The 15,618-nt window shown below is 39.5% G+C and carries 17 protein-coding genes, 1 tRNA gene and 1 other annotated feature; of the genes, 16 read left to right on the forward strand and 2 right to left on the reverse strand.

Features of this window, described 5'->3' with window-relative positions:
- Nucleotides 1–2: 2 nt before the first annotated feature.
- Nucleotides 3–1,538 (reverse strand): YfcC family protein, encoded by a 1,536-nt coding sequence (locus tag AUF14_RS01945; RefSeq protein ID WP_016180467.1) that lies wholly within the window; start codon nt 1,536–1,538, stop codon nt 3–5.
- A 209-nt stretch (nt 1,539–1,747) separates the two neighbouring features.
- On the opposite strand from AUF14_RS01945, the gene AUF14_RS01950 reads away from it, so the two are divergent.
- The 6 genes from AUF14_RS01950 to upp all read left to right on the forward strand — a co-directional run bounded on the left by AUF14_RS01950 (nt 1,748) and on the right by upp (nt 7,584).
- Nucleotides 1,748–2,332, forward strand: coding sequence for a thymidine kinase (locus AUF14_RS01950; protein WP_016180468.1), 585 nt, complete (start codon nt 1,748–1,750; stop codon nt 2,330–2,332).
- Nucleotides 2,333–2,395: 63 nt separating this feature from the next.
- Nucleotides 2,396–3,469, forward strand: a complete 1,074-nt coding sequence (prfA, locus tag AUF14_RS01955; protein WP_016180469.1) for a peptide chain release factor 1 — start codon at nt 2,396–2,398, stop codon at nt 3,467–3,469.
- On the forward strand, nt 3,462–4,292 hold the full coding sequence (gene prmC, locus AUF14_RS01960; protein ID WP_016180470.1) for a peptide chain release factor N(5)-glutamine methyltransferase: 831 nt from the start codon (nt 3,462–3,464) through the stop codon (nt 4,290–4,292). The genes prfA and prmC overlap by 8 nt, the downstream gene beginning before the upstream one ends.
- A 179-nt stretch (nt 4,293–4,471) precedes the next feature.
- Nucleotides 4,472–5,485 carry an L-threonylcarbamoyladenylate synthase gene (locus AUF14_RS01965; protein ID WP_016180471.1) on the forward strand — a complete coding sequence of 338 codons (1,014 nt, stop codon included), beginning with the start codon at nt 4,472–4,474 and terminating at the stop codon, nt 5,483–5,485.
- A 68-nt stretch (nt 5,486–5,553) separates the two neighbouring features.
- Nucleotides 5,554–6,795 (forward strand): serine hydroxymethyltransferase, encoded by a 1,242-nt coding sequence (glyA, locus tag AUF14_RS01970; protein ID WP_016180472.1) that lies wholly within the window; start codon nt 5,554–5,556, stop codon nt 6,793–6,795.
- 159 nt (nt 6,796–6,954) lie between these two features.
- Nucleotides 6,955–7,584: a uracil phosphoribosyltransferase gene (gene upp, locus AUF14_RS01975; RefSeq protein WP_016180473.1), complete on the forward strand. Its 630-nt coding sequence runs from the start codon at nt 6,955–6,957 to the stop codon at nt 7,582–7,584.
- A 111-nt stretch (nt 7,585–7,695) separates the two neighbouring features.
- On the opposite strand, the gene AUF14_RS01980 is transcribed toward upp, so the two are convergent.
- On the reverse strand, nt 7,696–7,932 hold the full coding sequence (locus tag AUF14_RS01980; protein WP_016180474.1) for a hypothetical protein: 237 nt from the start codon (nt 7,930–7,932) through the stop codon (nt 7,696–7,698).
- 134 nt (nt 7,933–8,066) lie between these two features.
- Between AUF14_RS01980 and AUF14_RS01985 the strand changes: the two genes are divergently transcribed.
- The 10 genes from AUF14_RS01985 (at nt 8,067) to sufC (ending at nt 15,610) form a co-directional block, all read left to right on the forward strand.
- Nucleotides 8,067–8,139: transfer RNA gene (locus tag AUF14_RS01985), tRNA-Thr, on the forward strand.
- Nucleotides 8,140–8,301: 162 nt separating this feature from the next.
- Nucleotides 8,302–8,922, forward strand: a complete 621-nt coding sequence (locus AUF14_RS01990) for a DUF1361 domain-containing protein (protein ID WP_016180475.1) — start codon at nt 8,302–8,304, stop codon at nt 8,920–8,922.
- Between the two features lie 89 nt (nt 8,923–9,011).
- Nucleotides 9,012–10,208, forward strand: a complete 1,197-nt coding sequence (locus tag AUF14_RS01995; RefSeq protein ID WP_016180476.1) for an FtsW/RodA/SpoVE family cell cycle protein — start codon at nt 9,012–9,014, stop codon at nt 10,206–10,208.
- On the forward strand, nt 10,201–10,554 hold the full coding sequence (locus AUF14_RS02000) for an arsenate reductase family protein (protein ID WP_016180477.1): 354 nt from the start codon (nt 10,201–10,203) through the stop codon (nt 10,552–10,554). The genes AUF14_RS01995 and AUF14_RS02000 overlap by 8 nt, the downstream gene beginning before the upstream one ends.
- A 4-nt stretch (nt 10,555–10,558) precedes the next feature.
- Nucleotides 10,559–10,891, forward strand: a complete 333-nt coding sequence (locus AUF14_RS02005) for a glycine cleavage system protein H (protein ID WP_016180478.1) — start codon at nt 10,559–10,561, stop codon at nt 10,889–10,891.
- Between the two features lie 62 nt (nt 10,892–10,953).
- Nucleotides 10,954–11,206 (forward strand) — a binding site (T-box leader).
- Between the two features lie 308 nt (nt 11,207–11,514).
- Nucleotides 11,515–12,549, forward strand: a complete 1,035-nt coding sequence (locus tag AUF14_RS02010) for a methionine ABC transporter ATP-binding protein (protein WP_016180479.1) — start codon at nt 11,515–11,517, stop codon at nt 12,547–12,549.
- On the forward strand, nt 12,542–13,228 hold the full coding sequence (locus tag AUF14_RS02015) for a methionine ABC transporter permease (protein ID WP_016180480.1): 687 nt from the start codon (nt 12,542–12,544) through the stop codon (nt 13,226–13,228). Before AUF14_RS02010 ends, AUF14_RS02015 begins: the two co-directional genes overlap by 8 nt.
- A 55-nt stretch (nt 13,229–13,283) precedes the next feature.
- Nucleotides 13,284–14,126 carry a MetQ/NlpA family ABC transporter substrate-binding protein gene (locus AUF14_RS02020; protein WP_016180481.1) on the forward strand — a complete coding sequence of 281 codons (843 nt, stop codon included), beginning with the start codon at nt 13,284–13,286 and terminating at the stop codon, nt 14,124–14,126.
- A gap of 150 nt (nt 14,127–14,276) precedes the next feature.
- Nucleotides 14,277–14,699, forward strand: coding sequence for a GFA family protein (locus AUF14_RS02025; RefSeq protein ID WP_016180482.1), 423 nt, complete (start codon nt 14,277–14,279; stop codon nt 14,697–14,699).
- Between the two features lie 140 nt (nt 14,700–14,839).
- Nucleotides 14,840–15,610, forward strand: coding sequence for a Fe-S cluster assembly ATPase SufC (sufC, locus tag AUF14_RS02030; protein WP_016180483.1), 771 nt, complete (start codon nt 14,840–14,842; stop codon nt 15,608–15,610).
- The last annotated feature ends 8 nt before the right edge of the window (nt 15,611–15,618 follow it).

Consider the following 15,618-nt stretch of genomic DNA (forward strand, 5'->3'; position numbering starts at 1 on the left):
TGCTATGAAATTAAAACACCGATTGCTAAGAAAGCAAGGATCAAGATAATAATAGTGATTAATAATTTTGTAACAAATTTTATCCACTTATCAAAACCAATATTAACGACTGATAAGGAAACTAAAATCAATCCAGTTGGGGCGATCAATCCGATCAAGCCTTGTCCCCAGTTATAGGCATCAATAATCAATGCACGATCAATCCCAACAACATCAGCCAAAGGCGCCATAATTGGCATTGATAATACCGCCAAACCAGAGGAAGATTGAATGAAGAAACCTAAAATGACATAGACTAGGAACATAAACCAAATGAAGACGACATTGTTCATCCCGCTGATGGCATTGCTGAAGAAGTTCATGATCGTATCACTGATAAAACTGTTTTCCATCACGATACCGACCGAACGAGCTAACCCGACAATCAAGGCAACCCCTAATAGATCCGCAGCACCAGTAACGAAGCTGTTGATGAATTTCTTTTCTCCTAACCCTGAGACGAAGACTAGTATATAAGTAACTGCTAAGAAGACTACTGCAATCTCGGTAAAGTACCAGCCTAGTTGCTGCACGCCATAAATCATCACAACAAAGCCTAAAGCAAAAACGATCAATGAAAATTTTTGGCGATTGGTAAAGTCTGTATTTTTCTCACGAGTTTGATCACCTAAAAAACGTTCACGATCACTTTCTGCTTGATCAGCAACTAATGATGCGGCTGGATTCAAACGAACCTTTTCCGCGTAACGAATCGTATAAAGGATCGAGATGCTAATTGCAGTCACCCACATCAAAATACGTAAAGGCATGCCATCAGTAAAACTGATTCCTGCCGCATTTGAGGCGATGACCGTAGAGAAAGGATTGATCGTAGAGCTCATGGTTCCTATCGCAGTTCCCAAATAAATCGTGGCGACTGCTGTTAATGTGTCGTAGCCAGCCAATAAGAAAATCGGGATTAGGATCGGGTAAAAGGCAATGGTTTCCTCTGCTAAACCAAAAGTAGTCCCGCCAATGGCAATCAAGGTAGTCACAATGACAATCAGCCATTTTTGTTTTCCCTTTAATTTTTCGGAAAGACGCATCATGCCAGCATCCATCGCTCCGGTAGCATTAACGATTCCAATAACACCGCCTAAAATCAAAATGAAGATCATAATATCGACACTTTCAGTAATTCCTTGAACCTGAGATTTTAAAAATTGAGTGATAGTTCCAACCACACCACGCTCAGGCTTTTTGATTCTTTCATAGGAATTAGGAATTGCGGCTGGACGATAAATTGTGCCATCTCGAAATTTGTCGACTTTAATGTGGATATCATATTTATCCAATGTTTTCTGTGTTGCCGGCTCCATGATCGTTTTATCCTGAGCATCTGTAATCGCGAATTGATCTTTCCCGCTGTCATAACTCAACGTACTGTACTTGCCTGAAGGAATAAAGAATGTTAGTGCTTGAACCAAAATCAGTACAATAATGATAACTGTGTACGCAGAAGGGAAACTCCGCTGCTTCTTTTTACCAGATTGTTGCATGAAAATGCCTCCTAGTTTTATATTAATAAAAATAATTACCAACGAAAAGTATAGCACTGGGCCCTTATATTCTTAAAAAGATAGCCTGTGAGTTTGTTGAAATTAATGATTGATTCTTCTAAGATGAGGTATTAATGAAAATTATTACTGTAAATAATCTGGCTTTTCCGCTATAATACGATAGGAACAAAAGGGAAAGGTGACAAGAAATGGCCCAGCTTTTTTTTAAATACGGTGCAATGAACAGCGGTAAAACAATTGAAATACTAAAAGTCGCTCATAATTATGAGGAACAAAATAAACCAGTAGTATTGATGACTAGCGGATTAGATACACGTGAAGGTGTGGGAAATATCTCTAGCCGAATCGGACTGAGCCGTCCTGCTGTACCGATTTTTTCTGAGACCAATATTTTTGAATTTATTAAAAGTCTTGACTACAAGCCTTACTGTGTATTGATCGACGAGTCGCAGTTTTTAACAAAAGAACACGTGATTCAATTAGCGAAAGTCGTAGATGATTTAGACATTCCAGTTATGGCCTTTGGTTTAAAAAATGATTTCCGCAATGAAATGTTTGAGGGGTCAAAATACTTACTATTGTATGCAGACAAATTGGAAGAGCTAAAAACGATTTGCTGGTTTTGTCATAAAAAGGCAACGATGAATCTACATTACATTGATGGTCGTCCAGTCTATGAAGGCGATCAAGTCCAAATCGGCGGCAATGAGGCCTATTACCCCGTTTGCCGTAAGCATTATCTACATCCAGAGATTACCAATCCTGCTAAATAAAATAGTTAGTAGACATAGCCGACAAAAAAATTACATTAATATGAATTAGGAGGAGTTTTATCCATGTACGATCAATTGCAAGCAATCGAAGATCGTTATGAAGAGCTTGGAGAATTACTGAGTGACCCAGAAGTCATCAGCGATACGCAGCGCTTCATGCAACTGTCAAAAGAAGAAGCCAATACTCGTGACACAGTAGAAACCTATCGTCGTTATAAAAAAGTGATCGAAGGCATCAGCGATGCTGAAGAATTATTAGGTGAAAACCTAGATGCTGAGATGGCTGAAATGGCAAAAGAAGAACTGTCAGATTTGAAGAAGGAAAAAGAAGTTTTAGAAGAAGAGATCAAGATTCTTCTGTTACCAAAAGACCCAAATGACGATAAAAACATTATTATGGAAATTCGCGGAGCTGCTGGTGGAGATGAAGCGGCACTATTTGCTGGTGACCTTTTCAATATGTACCAAAAATACGCAGAAAACCAAGGCTGGAAGACGGAAGTCATGGAGGCCAATGTTACTGGTATCGGCGGATACAAAGAAGTGATCATGATGATTACAGGGGACAACGTCTATTCGAAGCTGAAATATGAAAGTGGCGCGCACCGTGTTCAACGTGTACCGTCAACGGAGTCTCAAGGTCGTATTCATACATCGACTGCGACTGTCGTGGTTATGCCAGAGGCTGAAGAGGTTGAGATTGATATTGCAGACAAAGATATTCGGACAGATATTTATCATGCATCTGGTGCCGGTGGACAGCACGTCAACAAAACGGCATCTGCGGTTCGTTTGACGCATATCCCTACTGGTATCGTCGTTGCGATGCAAGACGAACGTTCTCAAATCAAAAACCGCGAAAAAGCAATGAAAATCTTGCGCGCACGTGTGTATGATAAAATTCAGCAAGAAGCGCAAAGTGAATATGACGCAAGCCGTAAATCGGCTGTCGGAACAGGCGATCGTTCAGAACGTATCCGTACGTATAACTTCCCACAAAATCGTGTAACGGATCATCGAATTGGGTTAACGATACAAAAATTAGATCAGATTCTAGCAGGCAAGCTTGATGAAATTATTGATGCTCTAATTATGTATGATCAAACGCAGAAGCTGGAAGAGATGCAAAATGGCTAAAACTTACGTAGAAGTCCTATCTGGGGCTTCTTCTTTTTTAGAAGCTAACGGAAAAGAAGGTTATGCAATCGAGTATCTTTTTCTGGCTCGCAAAAATTGGGATAAGACGCAATGGCTCATGAATATGAGAAACGATATTTTACCAGATGATGAAGCAATGATTGAGAAAGATATTGAGAGCTTAATGAAAAATATTCCTCCGCAATATTTGTTAGGCTATGAATATTTTTTTGAACACCGTTTGAAGGTGACCGAAGATACCTTGATTCCGCGACCAGAAACAGAAGAATTAGTTGCTTTATGCTTATCTATGACTGAAAGTAAGAGGAAAAAAGTTGTAGATATTGGTACAGGAACGGGCGCCATTGCGATCAGTTTGAAATTAGCGCGACCAGATTGGCAGGTAACTGCTCTTGATATTTCACAAGAGGCGTTACATGTCGCAGAGGAAAACGCAGAAAACCTACATGCAAAAATTAATTTCAAACGAAGTGATGTACTATCTTCAATGAATGAAAAACAAGATATTATCATCAGTAATCCTCCGTATATCAGCCAAAGTGAATGGGCTCTGATGGACGAGAGTGTTCGAACCTATGAACCTAAGTTAGCACTTTTTGCGGAAAACGACGGGTTAGCTATCTACCAAAAAATCGCTGCAGAAAGCCGAGATCTTTTGCAGCCAGCTGGTATGATTTTCTTAGAGATTGGCTTCCAACAGGGGCGAGCGGTTCAAGAAATTTTTCAAAAAGCCTTTCCTGAAAAAAATGTACGGGTCCATCAAGATTTATCAGGAAATGATCGGATGGTTGTCATTAGCTAAAAATTATTTTTAGTGTAGAAAATAATAAAAGAACATTGATGCGACAATGCTAAAAAAGAAAAAAAGTTATCAACATGGTTATACACACTTGACAACCGCGTTATCCACAATACGGGGATAAGTCAGAAAAGAAAGTTTATAAATGAGGAAAGTTAGAATAAAGGAGCTGTGGAGAAGCTGTGGAAACAAAAATTTATCGAACAGATCAAATAAATCAAGCGGCAGCACTATTGCGTCAAGGAGAGTTGGTGGCTTTTCCTACTGAAACAGTCTACGGACTAGGTGCTAATGCACTTTTGCCGGAATCAGTGAAGCGAGTATTTACGGTCAAAGGACGTCCCAGCGACAACCCGCTGATCGTTCATGTTTCAGATTTTTCGATGACTAAAGAATTTGTGGAAAGTTATCATCCATTGACTGAAAAAATTGTTAAAAATTTTTGGCCCGGTCCTCTAACATTGATTTTTTCGATTAAAGCTGGGAGTTTGAGTACGGTCGTGACCGGTGGTTTATCCACAGCGGCTTTTCGAATGCCCGATAATAAAAAAACATTATCTTTAATTGAAAAAACTGGTGCACCTTTAGTAGGTCCAAGTGCGAATACGTCAGGTAAGCCAAGTCCAACAACAGCAATGCATGTTTTTCATGATTTAAAAGGGAAAATTGCTGGGATTTTAGATGATGGGGCAACACAAATCGGGGTAGAATCGACGGTGTTGGATTTAAGTGGAGAAGTGCCGACAATTTTGCGTCCAGGTGCAGTGACAAAAGAAAAACTGGAAGAAGTTTTGGGTATTGAAGTTCCTTTAGACAAACATCTAGTCAAAGAGAGTGAAACACCGAAAGCGCCCGGAATGAAATATAAGCATTATTCGCCTGATGTGTCGGTTTTAATGATTAAACCGGGCGATTGGGGAAAAGCCATCGCTTGGGCTGATACAAACGGGAAAAAAGTCGGTTTACTAGCGACGCCTAAAATTGCTGATAGCTATCCTTCAGCAGATCGCTTTGTTTTTGAAGACGACTCAATTGAGGCGGCCACTCGCGGATTATTCAGCGGATTGAGGGCATTGGATGAAGCCAATCAAGCGGATATAATCTTTGCCGAAGTCTTTCCAGAGGATCATTTAGGCCTAGCCTATATGAATCGGTTGAAGAAAGCAGCAGCACAAAAATATTTTGGAGAAAAGTAAACAAAAGATTCGATTATCTGCTGAATCTTTCGTATACTTAAATCAGAAAATTGAAAGGTGGCGTTGGGATGGATTATAAAACACTAGATCCCGAACTATGGGGAGCAATTGAAAATGAGGCGGAGCGTCAAGAGCAGAATATCGAACTGATCGCTTCAGAAAACATCGTTTCAGAAGCTGTAAGAATGGCACAAGGTAGCGTCTTGACAAACAAGTATGCAGAAGGGTATCCTGGCCGACGTTATTATGGTGGTTGTGAGTTTGTTGATGTCGTAGAAAATTTAGCAATTGAACGTGCGAAAGAATTATTTGATGCAAAATATGCGAATGTGCAAGCACATTCTGGTTCACAAGCCAATCAAGCGGCGTATTTTTCTTTGATCCAGCCTGGCGATACTGTTTTAGGAATGGATTTGTCAGCAGGAGGTCACTTAACTCATGGCTCACCGGTGAATGTCAGCGGAAAGCTGTATAACTTTGTTAGCTATGGCGTGGACCCTCATACAGAGACGATCGACTATGAAGTCGTTCGTATTTTGGCACGGAAACATCAGCCTAAACTGATTGTCGCAGGAGCGAGCGCTTATAGCCGGACGATTGATTTTGCCCGTTTCCGTGAAATTGCAGATGAGGTAGACGCAAAATTGATGGTGGATATGGCTCATATCGCAGGATTAGTAGCAACTGGTTTACATCCTAACCCTGTCCCATATGCAGATGTTGTAACTTCAACAACACACAAAACCTTGCGTGGACCACGTGGCGGTTTAATTCTGACAAATGATGCGGATATAGCTAAGAAGATTAACAGTGCTGTTTTCCCTGGATTGCAGGGTGGGCCTTTAGAACACGTAATCGCAGCTAAGGCTGTGGCCTTTAAGGAAGCATTGGCTCCTGATTTTAAAGAGTATAGTGAACAAGTTCTAAAAAATGCACAGGCAATGGTTAAGGTATTTAATCAAGCACCTGAAACTCGTGTGGTATCTGGCGCTACGGATAATCATTTGCTTCTGATTGAAGTGACAGGTTTTGAGCTAACTGGACGTGAAGCAGAAGAATTGTTGGATAGTGTGCATATTACCGTTAATAAAAACTCCATTCCTTTTGAATCAAAAAGCTTTAAAGAGACTAGTGGTGTCCGAATCGGAACTCCAGCCATTACTAGCCGCGGTTTTCTAGAAGAGGACGCAAAACAAGTAGCAGAATTAATAATTGAAACCTTACGTTCTAATGGAGATGAAGAGAAATTATTAGAGATTCGCCAGGCAGTATTAGAATTAACAGAATCTCATCCAATTCAATCACATTAGACTAGTTTTCTGACACTAGTTGTCTTATAATTAGGAGAAATGCAGAATAAAGGATGTCTTTTTTCTATATTATCTTTAGAGAAGGGACCCCGATGAAAATTTCTCTCGTTTTTCTCTATGAAAAATGAACACTTCAAAATGAGTAAGGAGCAATTTATTATGGGTAAGTTTCAAGTAATTGATCATCCACTGATCCAACACAAATTAACGATTATTCGTGATAAAAACTGTGGAACGAAAGTTTTTCGTGAAGTAGTTAATGAAATCGCAATGTTGATGGCGTATGAAGTTTCACGAGATATGCCATTGGAAGATATCGAGATCGAAACACCGATCACATTATCTACACAAAAAACGTTATCAGGTAAGAAAGTTGCGATCGTACCAATCTTACGTGCGGGTATTGGTATGGTGGATGGTATTTTAGAATTGATTCCGGCAGCCAAAGTTGGACATATCGGTATGTTCCGTGATGAAGAAACATTGGAGCCGCATGAATATTTCTTCAAAATGCCTGAAGATATCGACAGCCGTCAATTGTTCATCGTTGATCCGATGTTAGCAACTGGTGGTTCAGCGATTATGGCCATTGATTCATTAAAAAAACGTGGCGCATCAAACATGAAATTTGTTTGTCTAGTTGCAGCGCCAGAAGGTGTAAAGGCATTACAAGATGCTCATCCAGACGTTGATATCTATACAGCTGCTTTAGATGACCAATTGAACGAACAAGGTTATATCGTTCCTGGTTTAGGAGATGCTGGCGACCGTTTATTCGGAACAAAATAAAAGAACAAACGTGGTCGATTTCATTTCGATCACGTTTTTTTAAAAAAAAGAAAGTACGCCACAATACTCGGCGTACCTTCTTTGCTTTAGATGTGTAGCTTTATGAATCCTTTAAATCTTTTCCATTTGTTTATAATTGATAACGACAACGCCATTGGAATGACTGATTAATTCTTCGTTGTCTTGCTTCTCATCGATTTCAACGACGGCTGCGTTTTTCAATTGTTTAGCGATGACCCCAGTCTGGGATTTGCCGCGAATGGTGAACATGACGTGTGTCTTGACGGGAAATTTTTTCCCGACTTCAGAAGGATCAACGTGCGTCTCTATTTTGCCAAATGTAGCCATACTTTTTGAACGCCCCCTTTTTTCACATACCTTATTTTAGCACATTTTCAAGTTTTTTTCATGTAATCGCTTTTTGAGAAGAATCTTACTTTACTTTTTCGCTGAAGTTTCTTATAATTTCTTTTGTACGAATCGCCAGCTTAGCTCAGTTGGTAGAGCAACGCACTCGTAACGCGTAGGTCACAGGTTCGAATCCTGCAGCTGGCATCATTAAAAAACACCATCGTCTCAAAGCTTCGGCTAAGAATTCGGTGGTGTTTTCTTTATCGACAGTTTTTATTGGTGATGGTCATAGCTGATTTTATGTACTAGCTATTTTGATGTGTTCAAAAAAATAATTGTTTTGGAGAAATCTTTTGAGGGAGAATTATGAAAAAAGTTTACGGATTCCATTTGAGTGTATGGGTGTATATTTTATTTATGTACTTTACGCAAGGAACCTTTTCCTTTATGGCTTTGAATGTCTTTCTGGCATGGTTGCCAATCGTTTTTGCGGAATTATTTTTGAAATTAGAAAGTAAATGGCGCTGGTTTTTCATTTCGTTATGGTTATTATTTTTTCCAAATATTCCGTATCTAATGACTGATTTGTTTCATTTGGCTAGTTTGAGGATTTATCAGCCTGGGGGACATTTTCTAGATGACAGCAATGCTTGGTGGTCCTATCTTTTATTGTTGCTGCCAATTCTTTTGATGGTGTTTGTGGGTATGGTGCAAGTATTTAAAATAATCTCGGCTGTTAAATTACAGATGATACAGAAAATCAGTGGCATTGTATTATTGTCAGTTCTTTCTAGTATAGCGGTTTATATTGGTCGCTTTGACCGCGTTCATTCGGTCGAGCTGTTCATTCATCCTATGACTGTATTGAAATTACTTATTGGTAATTGGAGTGTTGGAAAATTTCAGTTTGTCCTGATGTTTAGTATTTTGCAATTAGGGATTTGGGGATTGATCTATTTTTTACCACATGTTTTTCAAGAAGAATAAAGATTTTGCAAAGTCAGCGATGCTGACTTTTCATTAGACAAATAAGCGTCTATAATAAGGCAAGTATACTGTGGGAAAAGAGATGAACAATGGATAGATTAAGAAAGAATAATAATGACAGCCGAATTGATTATGGCGTTATTTTACCTGTTTTTATATTGTGTTTGATTGGGCTCCTTGCTTTATATGTGGCACTGACTCAGGATCCGAGAAATCCGAATGTTTTTCGTGGTTTAGCCATGCAAGCTGTTTGGTACGTGGTTGGTGCATTAGCTGTAGTAATTATCATTCATTTTGATGCAAAACTTCTATGGCGTTTAACTCCTTTTCTGTATGTGATTGGTTTAGCAGTCATGTTGGCATTGTTGAAATATTACGATACGGCTTTATTTGCCTCTACAGGTTCGAAAAACTGGTTCAAGTTTGGGACGCTGACTTTCCAGCCTTCGGAACTAATGAAGATTGCTTATATTTTAATGATGGCGATGATTATCACTAAACATAATGTGGCGAATAAGCTTCGAAGTCTTAAGACTGATACTACGTTGATTGGTAAAATGTTTTTAGTAACTATTCCGGTTTTAGTTTTAGTTTTGGCGCAAAAGGACTTTGGTACAATGCTTGTCTTTTTGGCCATATTTGCAGGAATGTTTTTGATGTCGGGAATTTCATGGTTAATCTTAGTTCCCACGATTATCTTAGCAATTATTGTGGGTGGCACTTTGATATTTTTTGTCACGACAGATACGGGTCGAGAAATTTTATCACACATCGGGTTCAAGAATTATCAGTTTGCTCGGATTGATTCTTGGCTTGAGCCTTTCCATGATCCAAAAGGAATTAGCTTTCAGCTTGCTCATGCATTGATGGCAATCGGTTCTGGTGGGATGTTTGGGACTGGCTACAATGTTAGTAATGTCTACGTGCCAGTTCGGGAATCGGATATGATTTTTACAGTCATTGGTGAGAACTTTGGCTTCATCGGCGGTGCTTTTGTAATTTTGATTTATTTTATTTTGATTTATCGTATGATTCGGTTATGCTTTGACATGAATAATGAGTTCTATGCTTATATTGCATCAGGAATCGTTATGATGATGCTGTTCCATGTTTTTGAAAATATCGGCGCAAATATCGGTTTGTTACCATTAACGGGAATTCCGTTGCCGTTTATTAGTCAAGGTGGATCATCGATTCTGGGAAATATGATCGGAATCGGTTTGATTCTATCAATGCGTTATCAAAGCGCAGACAAACAACCTATTAGGAGGACACGCAGTGCTTAAATTTTATTGGTATCCCAAATGTTCAACTTGTCGTAAAGCCAAAGCATGGTTAGAACAGGCGGATGTACAGTTTGAAACAATCGATTTGGTTCAAGACACGCCTTCAGCTGATACTTTTGAAAAGTGGATAACAGCTAGTGGGTTGCCAGTTCGCAGATTTTTTAATACTAGCGGCATGAAATATCGTGAATTAGGTTTGAAGGACAAAATGGCAGATTTATCGGTAGAAGAAGCCAGCGAATTATTAGCAAGTGACGGGATGTTAGTGAAGCGCCCATTACTGATCAAAGATGATCAATTTTTAACGAATGGATTTAAGGAAACAACATACGAAAGGAAGTTCTAATTAAATGAGTTACTTGAAAAAAAATGAAGGTCTGTGGATCTTACACAATGATAAAGACTATTGCATGGGTTTAACTGCTGAAATGGCGGATACACTTGGTGAAGTGACCTTCATCTCATTGCCAAAAGTTGGTCAATCAGTTAAGGCTGGTGAACCATTACTGGAAATCGAAGCAGAAAAAGCGGTCCAAGAATTCAAAAGCCCGTTGACGGGTGTGGTTTCATCTGTTAGCGAAAAGGTGGTTGCTGATCCTGCTGCGTTGAATGTGAAAGAAGAATTGGATGCATGGATCTTGTCTTTACGGGAAGTCGATGTTGATGAGTTTGAAAACCTATAAAGAAATTTTCATTTGATGTTTGACAGGAGAAAATCAGCCTGATATAATCCTTTCATACACATGAGAAAGCGATGAAAAGAAAAGTACATCTGATTAAAGTACAAAGAGAGCTCTGATATGCTGAAAAGGAGTTATGGCAATGAGATGGAAAATGGTCTTTGAGCAGGATGGACGAAGCGGGTGCTAAGTCTATCACGGGAGTGCCCGTTACAGCGCCTCAGTATACGCGTGAAGCAAGTACTGGCAGAGGTTGTGATCGTAAGGTCAGAACGAATTTTAGGTGGTAACACGGAAGTCAAAGCTTTCGTCCTAAGTGTACATTCGTACATTTGAGGGCGGAAGCTTTTTTTATCAGTCCAACTTCTCGCAGCAGCTCATAGTTGGACTGACAAAATGAAATTTTGAAGCTTTATAAGGATACTCGTACTTTAGTTGGATGATATGCGTAATGAGAATAGAATTATTTCTCCCGTTTTTGGAAAAATAAATTCATTTCAACGAGGTAGCAGTCAAACTTCCTCATCAAATTTTTGCAGATTAGTGCAATGACAAGCGAAATGAAAAATAGTTATATATCTGAACTAGCTAAAAGCTAATCAGTTATTGGAAAGGGTGTAAGAAATATGGCATTGATTGAGTTAAATCAAGTGGGGAAAAGTTTTGCCGGCAAGACTGGACCAATCCACGCAGTCAATGGAATTAATTTAGCAATTGATGAAAAGGATGTTTATGGCATCGTTGGTTATTCAGGAGCTGGCAAGAGCACATTGGTTCGTTTATTAAATGGATTAGAAACACCTACTGATGGACAAGTATTAGTCAATGGTGAAGATGTTGCCAAGCTGCAAGGAGCAGCATTAAGAACATTTCGAAAAAAAGTTGGGATGATCTTCCAGCATTTCAATCTATTATGGTCACGAACAGTCATTGAGAATATTCAATTACCCTTAGAATTGGCAGGCGTGGCAAAAGATCAACGTCACAAAAAAGCAGAAGAACTGCTAAGTCTAGTCGGACTTGATGGCAGAGGAGACGCTTATCCTTCTCAACTATCAGGCGGACAAAAACAACGGGTCGGGATCGCAAGAGCGTTAGCCAATGATCCAGATATCCTGCTTTGTGATGAAGCGACCAGTGCGCTAGACCCGCAGACAACGGAAGAAGTTTTAGAATTACTAGCCAATATTAATAAGAAATTAGGGTTGACGATTGTGTTGATCACTCATGAGATGAACGTAATTCGCAAAATTTGTAACAAGGTCGCTGTGATGGAGTTAGGAAAAATCGTAGAAGAAGGTTCTGTTCGCGAAGTGTTCCGCCATCCACAACAGGAAGTGACTAAGATTTTTGTACAGCAGGATCTTGAACCTAAAGCTGATCCATCTGAATTACTGAAGGAATTTATCAAAGAAAATCCCAACGGAACATTAGCGACATTGCACTTTTTAGAGGACAATGCCAATGAACCAGTCGTATCACAAGTAATTCGTAATTTTCCAGTGAATATCAGCATCGTTTATGGCAATATCGAACGGGCAACGGGGAATTCCTTCGGCACATTGACGGTTCAATTAACTGGCGATGCGGATAAGGTTGAAGAAGCGATCGCCTTTATTGAAAATCAACAAGTGGAAGTGGAGGTGCTGCACCGTGGATAAGAGTTTTTCAGAGACATATTTAAACTTTCAACAGGTATCGTGGGATACGCTAAAGGAAGCCATCAATGATACCTTGTTTATGACGATCGTTTCTATGTTGATCGTGTTTGTCTTAGGACTATTGCTAGGACTGCTGCTTTATTCATTGGGGCGGAAACATTCCGCTGCTCGCAGTATCTTATATGGACTAGTTTCAATTCTCAGCAATATATTCCGATCAACGCCCTTTATGATTTTAATGGTCTTGATTATTCCATTTACTAAAGCATTGGTAGGAACAATGCTAGGCGCGAAAGCAGCGATTCCGGCATTGGTTTTATCAGCGGCTCCATTTTATGCACGACTGGTTGAAATTGCTTTTCGTGAAGTTGACTCCGGTGTGCTAGAGGCGGCAGATTCGATGGGGGCTAGTTACTTCCAAACAATCTATAAGGTTTTGATTCCAGAAAGCTTGCCAGCATTGATTTCAGGATTAACAGTTACTTCGGTTTCGATGATCGGTTTTACCGCGATGGCGGGTGCAATTGGTGCAGGTGGACTTGGAGCATTGGCCTGGCAAGAAGGCTATCAACGTGGGAATTACACAGTCACACTGGTAGCGACAGTAATCATTTTGATTATCGTATTTATCGTTCAAGGACTTGGCGATTTCTTGACAAAACGAACAGACAAACGTTAACACAGAATAGCAATTATTCTTAAAAATAAATCCAAAAAAATAGGGGGAACCATCAATGAAAAAGAAAATTTTAGGTTTTGCAGCAGCAGCATTATTAACAGTTGGCTTGGCAGCATGCGGAAATAGCAGTTCAGGCTCATCAGACAGCAGCAGTAAAGAAAAGAGCGACACATTAGTCGTCGGTGCATCACCAACTCCGCATGCGGAAATCTTGGAGCACGTAAAGCCATTGCTTGAAAAAGAAGGCGTGACTTTGGAAATCAAAAAATTTGATGACTATGTGTTACCAAACAAAGCGCTGGCAGACAAAGATATCGATGCAAACTATTTCCAGCACAAACCTTTCTTTGAAAAGGCAGTGAAAGAGAATGACTACAAATTCACGGATGCAGGTGCTGTTCATATCGAACCAATGGGCTTGTACTCTAAAAAAATCAAAGACATCAAAGATTTAAAAGAAGGCGCAACAGTTATCACTTCAAGTTCTGAATCAGACTGGGGACGCATCATCACAATCTTGCAAGATGCGGATTTAGTCAAGGTTAAAGACGGTGTAGATTTAGAAACAGCAACATTTGAGGATATTGCTGAAAATCCTAAGAATTTAAAATTCGATCACTCAATTGACCCTGCTTTGTTGGCTACAACTTACAGCAATGATGAAGGCGATCTAGTAGCGATCAATGCCAACTTCGCTTATGGTGCTGGTTTAAATCCAGTGAAGGATGCTGTCTTGCTTGAAAAAGATACTTCTCCATATGCCAACATTTTAGCTGTTCGTACAGAAGATAAAGACGATCCTCGGATTGAAAAACTGAACAAAGTCCTACATGAAAAAGATGTTCAAGATTGGATCTTAGAAAAATGGGACGGGTCTGTAAAACCAGTTGATAAATAATTTAATTAAGCGCTGAAGGAGTAAAATCTTTCAGCGCTTTTTTTCAGCCTATTTTATACTGACAAAGGTATAAAAAAATCATACTTTACTTAACTACTAGCTGTTACACTGGAAATATAAATTTTAAATCAGCTCGAAAGGATGGACTATATGAAATTAAATGGAAGTTGTTTGTGCAACTCGGTGACGGTTACTATAGAAGAAGTTGAACCAGCGATCACCGTCTGTCATTGTCATATGTGTCAAAAATTCTTCGGTGGACCATTTTTGTCATTAGCGAGTGTGTTGCCAAAGGATGTTGAGATCAGTGGAGAAGAACAGATTCAGCGCTATCTGTCTTCGGAATGGGCAGAACGGGGATTTTGTAAGAAATGCGGCAGCGGTCTGTTCTATCATAGCTTGGCAGATGACGAATATTATTTTCCAGCGGGCTTGTTTGCTGAAATCGATCAAGCGAAGCTGACGACGGAAATTTTTTATGATCAGAAGTCGGCGTTCTTTCATTTTAAGGAGTCCACAGAAAAATTAACCGAGGAAGCGTTCTTACAAAAACTCTTTACAGATTCTGATTAGTTCAGTCGAGAAAAAGTATTTTTATAATTATTCTAAATAAAGGATAGTTTTTTAGAAGAAAATTGGTGAATCAGTTTGTATTCCATTCTCATTTAGTCTAAAATATGTGAGAACGAGAAAAAAATTTTGGAGGTACTTTCATGTCAGTTTTAGAAATCAAAGACTTGCACGTTGCCATTGACGATAAAGAAATTTTAAAAGGTGTAAACCTTGAGATGAAGACAGGAGAAATCCACGCCATCATGGGACCAAATGGGACTGGTAAGTCAACTTTATCCGCAGCAATCATGGGCAACCCAAACTATGAAGTGACGAAAGGCGAAATCCTTTTCGATGGAAAAAATATCTTAGACTTGGAAGTCGACGAACGCGCACGTCTAGGGTTATTCTTAGCGATGCAATATCCAAGCGAAATCCCGGGAATCAGTAATGCTGAGTTCATGCGAGCAGCGATCAACGCTCGTCGTGAAGAAGATGAAAAAATCTCCGTGATGCAATTTTTGAAAAAATTAGATAAAAAAATGGAATTGTTGAATATGCCAGAAGAAATGGCGGAACGCTATTTGAACGAAGGCTTCTCTGGTGGGGAAAAGAAACGTAACGAGATTTTACAGTTATTGATGATCGAACCTACTTTTGCAATTTTAGATGAAATTGACTCAGGACTTGATATCGATGCCTTGAAGGTCGTAGCGAAAGGGATCAATGAAATGCGCGGTGAAGAGTTTGGCGCGTTGATCATTACCCACTACCAACGTCTATTGAACTACATCGTACCTGATGTGGTGCATATTATGATGGATGGCCGAGTAGTCTTGACTGGCGATGCAGAATTAGCAAAACGTTTAGAAGCTGAAGGCTACGCAGGCATCTCTGCTGAATTAGGTATCGATTACAAAGAAGAAGTTTAGGAGGGCAA

It is taken from the genome of Enterococcus avium (assembly GCF_002891025.1).
GTDB classification, from domain to species: Bacteria; Bacillota; Bacilli; order Lactobacillales; family Enterococcaceae; genus Enterococcus_A; species Enterococcus_A avium.

Excerpts from the sequence above, each read along its gene's own strand:
- prmC (WP_016180470.1), top strand. The coding sequence starts at position 3,462 with ATGGCTAAAACTTACGTAGAAGTCCTATCTGGGGCTTCTTCTTTTTTA.
- prfA (WP_016180469.1), top strand. The coding sequence starts at position 2,396 with ATGTACGATCAATTGCAAGCAATCGAAGATCGTTATGAAGAGCTTGGA.
- AUF14_RS02020 (WP_016180481.1), top strand. The coding sequence starts at position 13,284 with ATGAAAAAGAAAATTTTAGGTTTTGCAGCAGCAGCATTATTAACAGTT.
- AUF14_RS01950 (WP_016180468.1), top strand. The coding sequence starts at position 1,748 with ATGGCCCAGCTTTTTTTTAAATACGGTGCAATGAACAGCGGTAAAACA.
- AUF14_RS02005 (WP_016180478.1), top strand. The coding sequence starts at position 10,559 with ATGAGTTACTTGAAAAAAAATGAAGGTCTGTGGATCTTACACAATGAT.
- upp (WP_016180473.1), top strand. The coding sequence starts at position 6,955 with ATGGGTAAGTTTCAAGTAATTGATCATCCACTGATCCAACACAAATTA.
- AUF14_RS02010 (WP_016180479.1), top strand. The coding sequence starts at position 11,515 with ATGGCATTGATTGAGTTAAATCAAGTGGGGAAAAGTTTTGCCGGCAAG.
- sufC (WP_016180483.1), top strand. The coding sequence starts at position 14,840 with ATGTCAGTTTTAGAAATCAAAGACTTGCACGTTGCCATTGACGATAAA.
- AUF14_RS02025 (WP_016180482.1), top strand. The coding sequence starts at position 14,277 with ATGAAATTAAATGGAAGTTGTTTGTGCAACTCGGTGACGGTTACTATA.
- AUF14_RS01980 (WP_016180474.1), bottom strand. The coding sequence starts at position 7,932 with ATGGCTACATTTGGCAAAATAGAGACGCACGTTGATCCTTCTGAAGTC.
- AUF14_RS01945 (WP_016180467.1), bottom strand. The coding sequence starts at position 1,538 with ATGCAACAATCTGGTAAAAAGAAGCAGCGGAGTTTCCCTTCTGCGTAC.
- AUF14_RS01990 (WP_016180475.1), top strand. The coding sequence starts at position 8,302 with ATGAAAAAAGTTTACGGATTCCATTTGAGTGTATGGGTGTATATTTTA.
- AUF14_RS01995 (WP_016180476.1), top strand. The coding sequence starts at position 9,012 with ATGGATAGATTAAGAAAGAATAATAATGACAGCCGAATTGATTATGGC.
- glyA (WP_016180472.1), top strand. The coding sequence starts at position 5,554 with ATGGATTATAAAACACTAGATCCCGAACTATGGGGAGCAATTGAAAAT.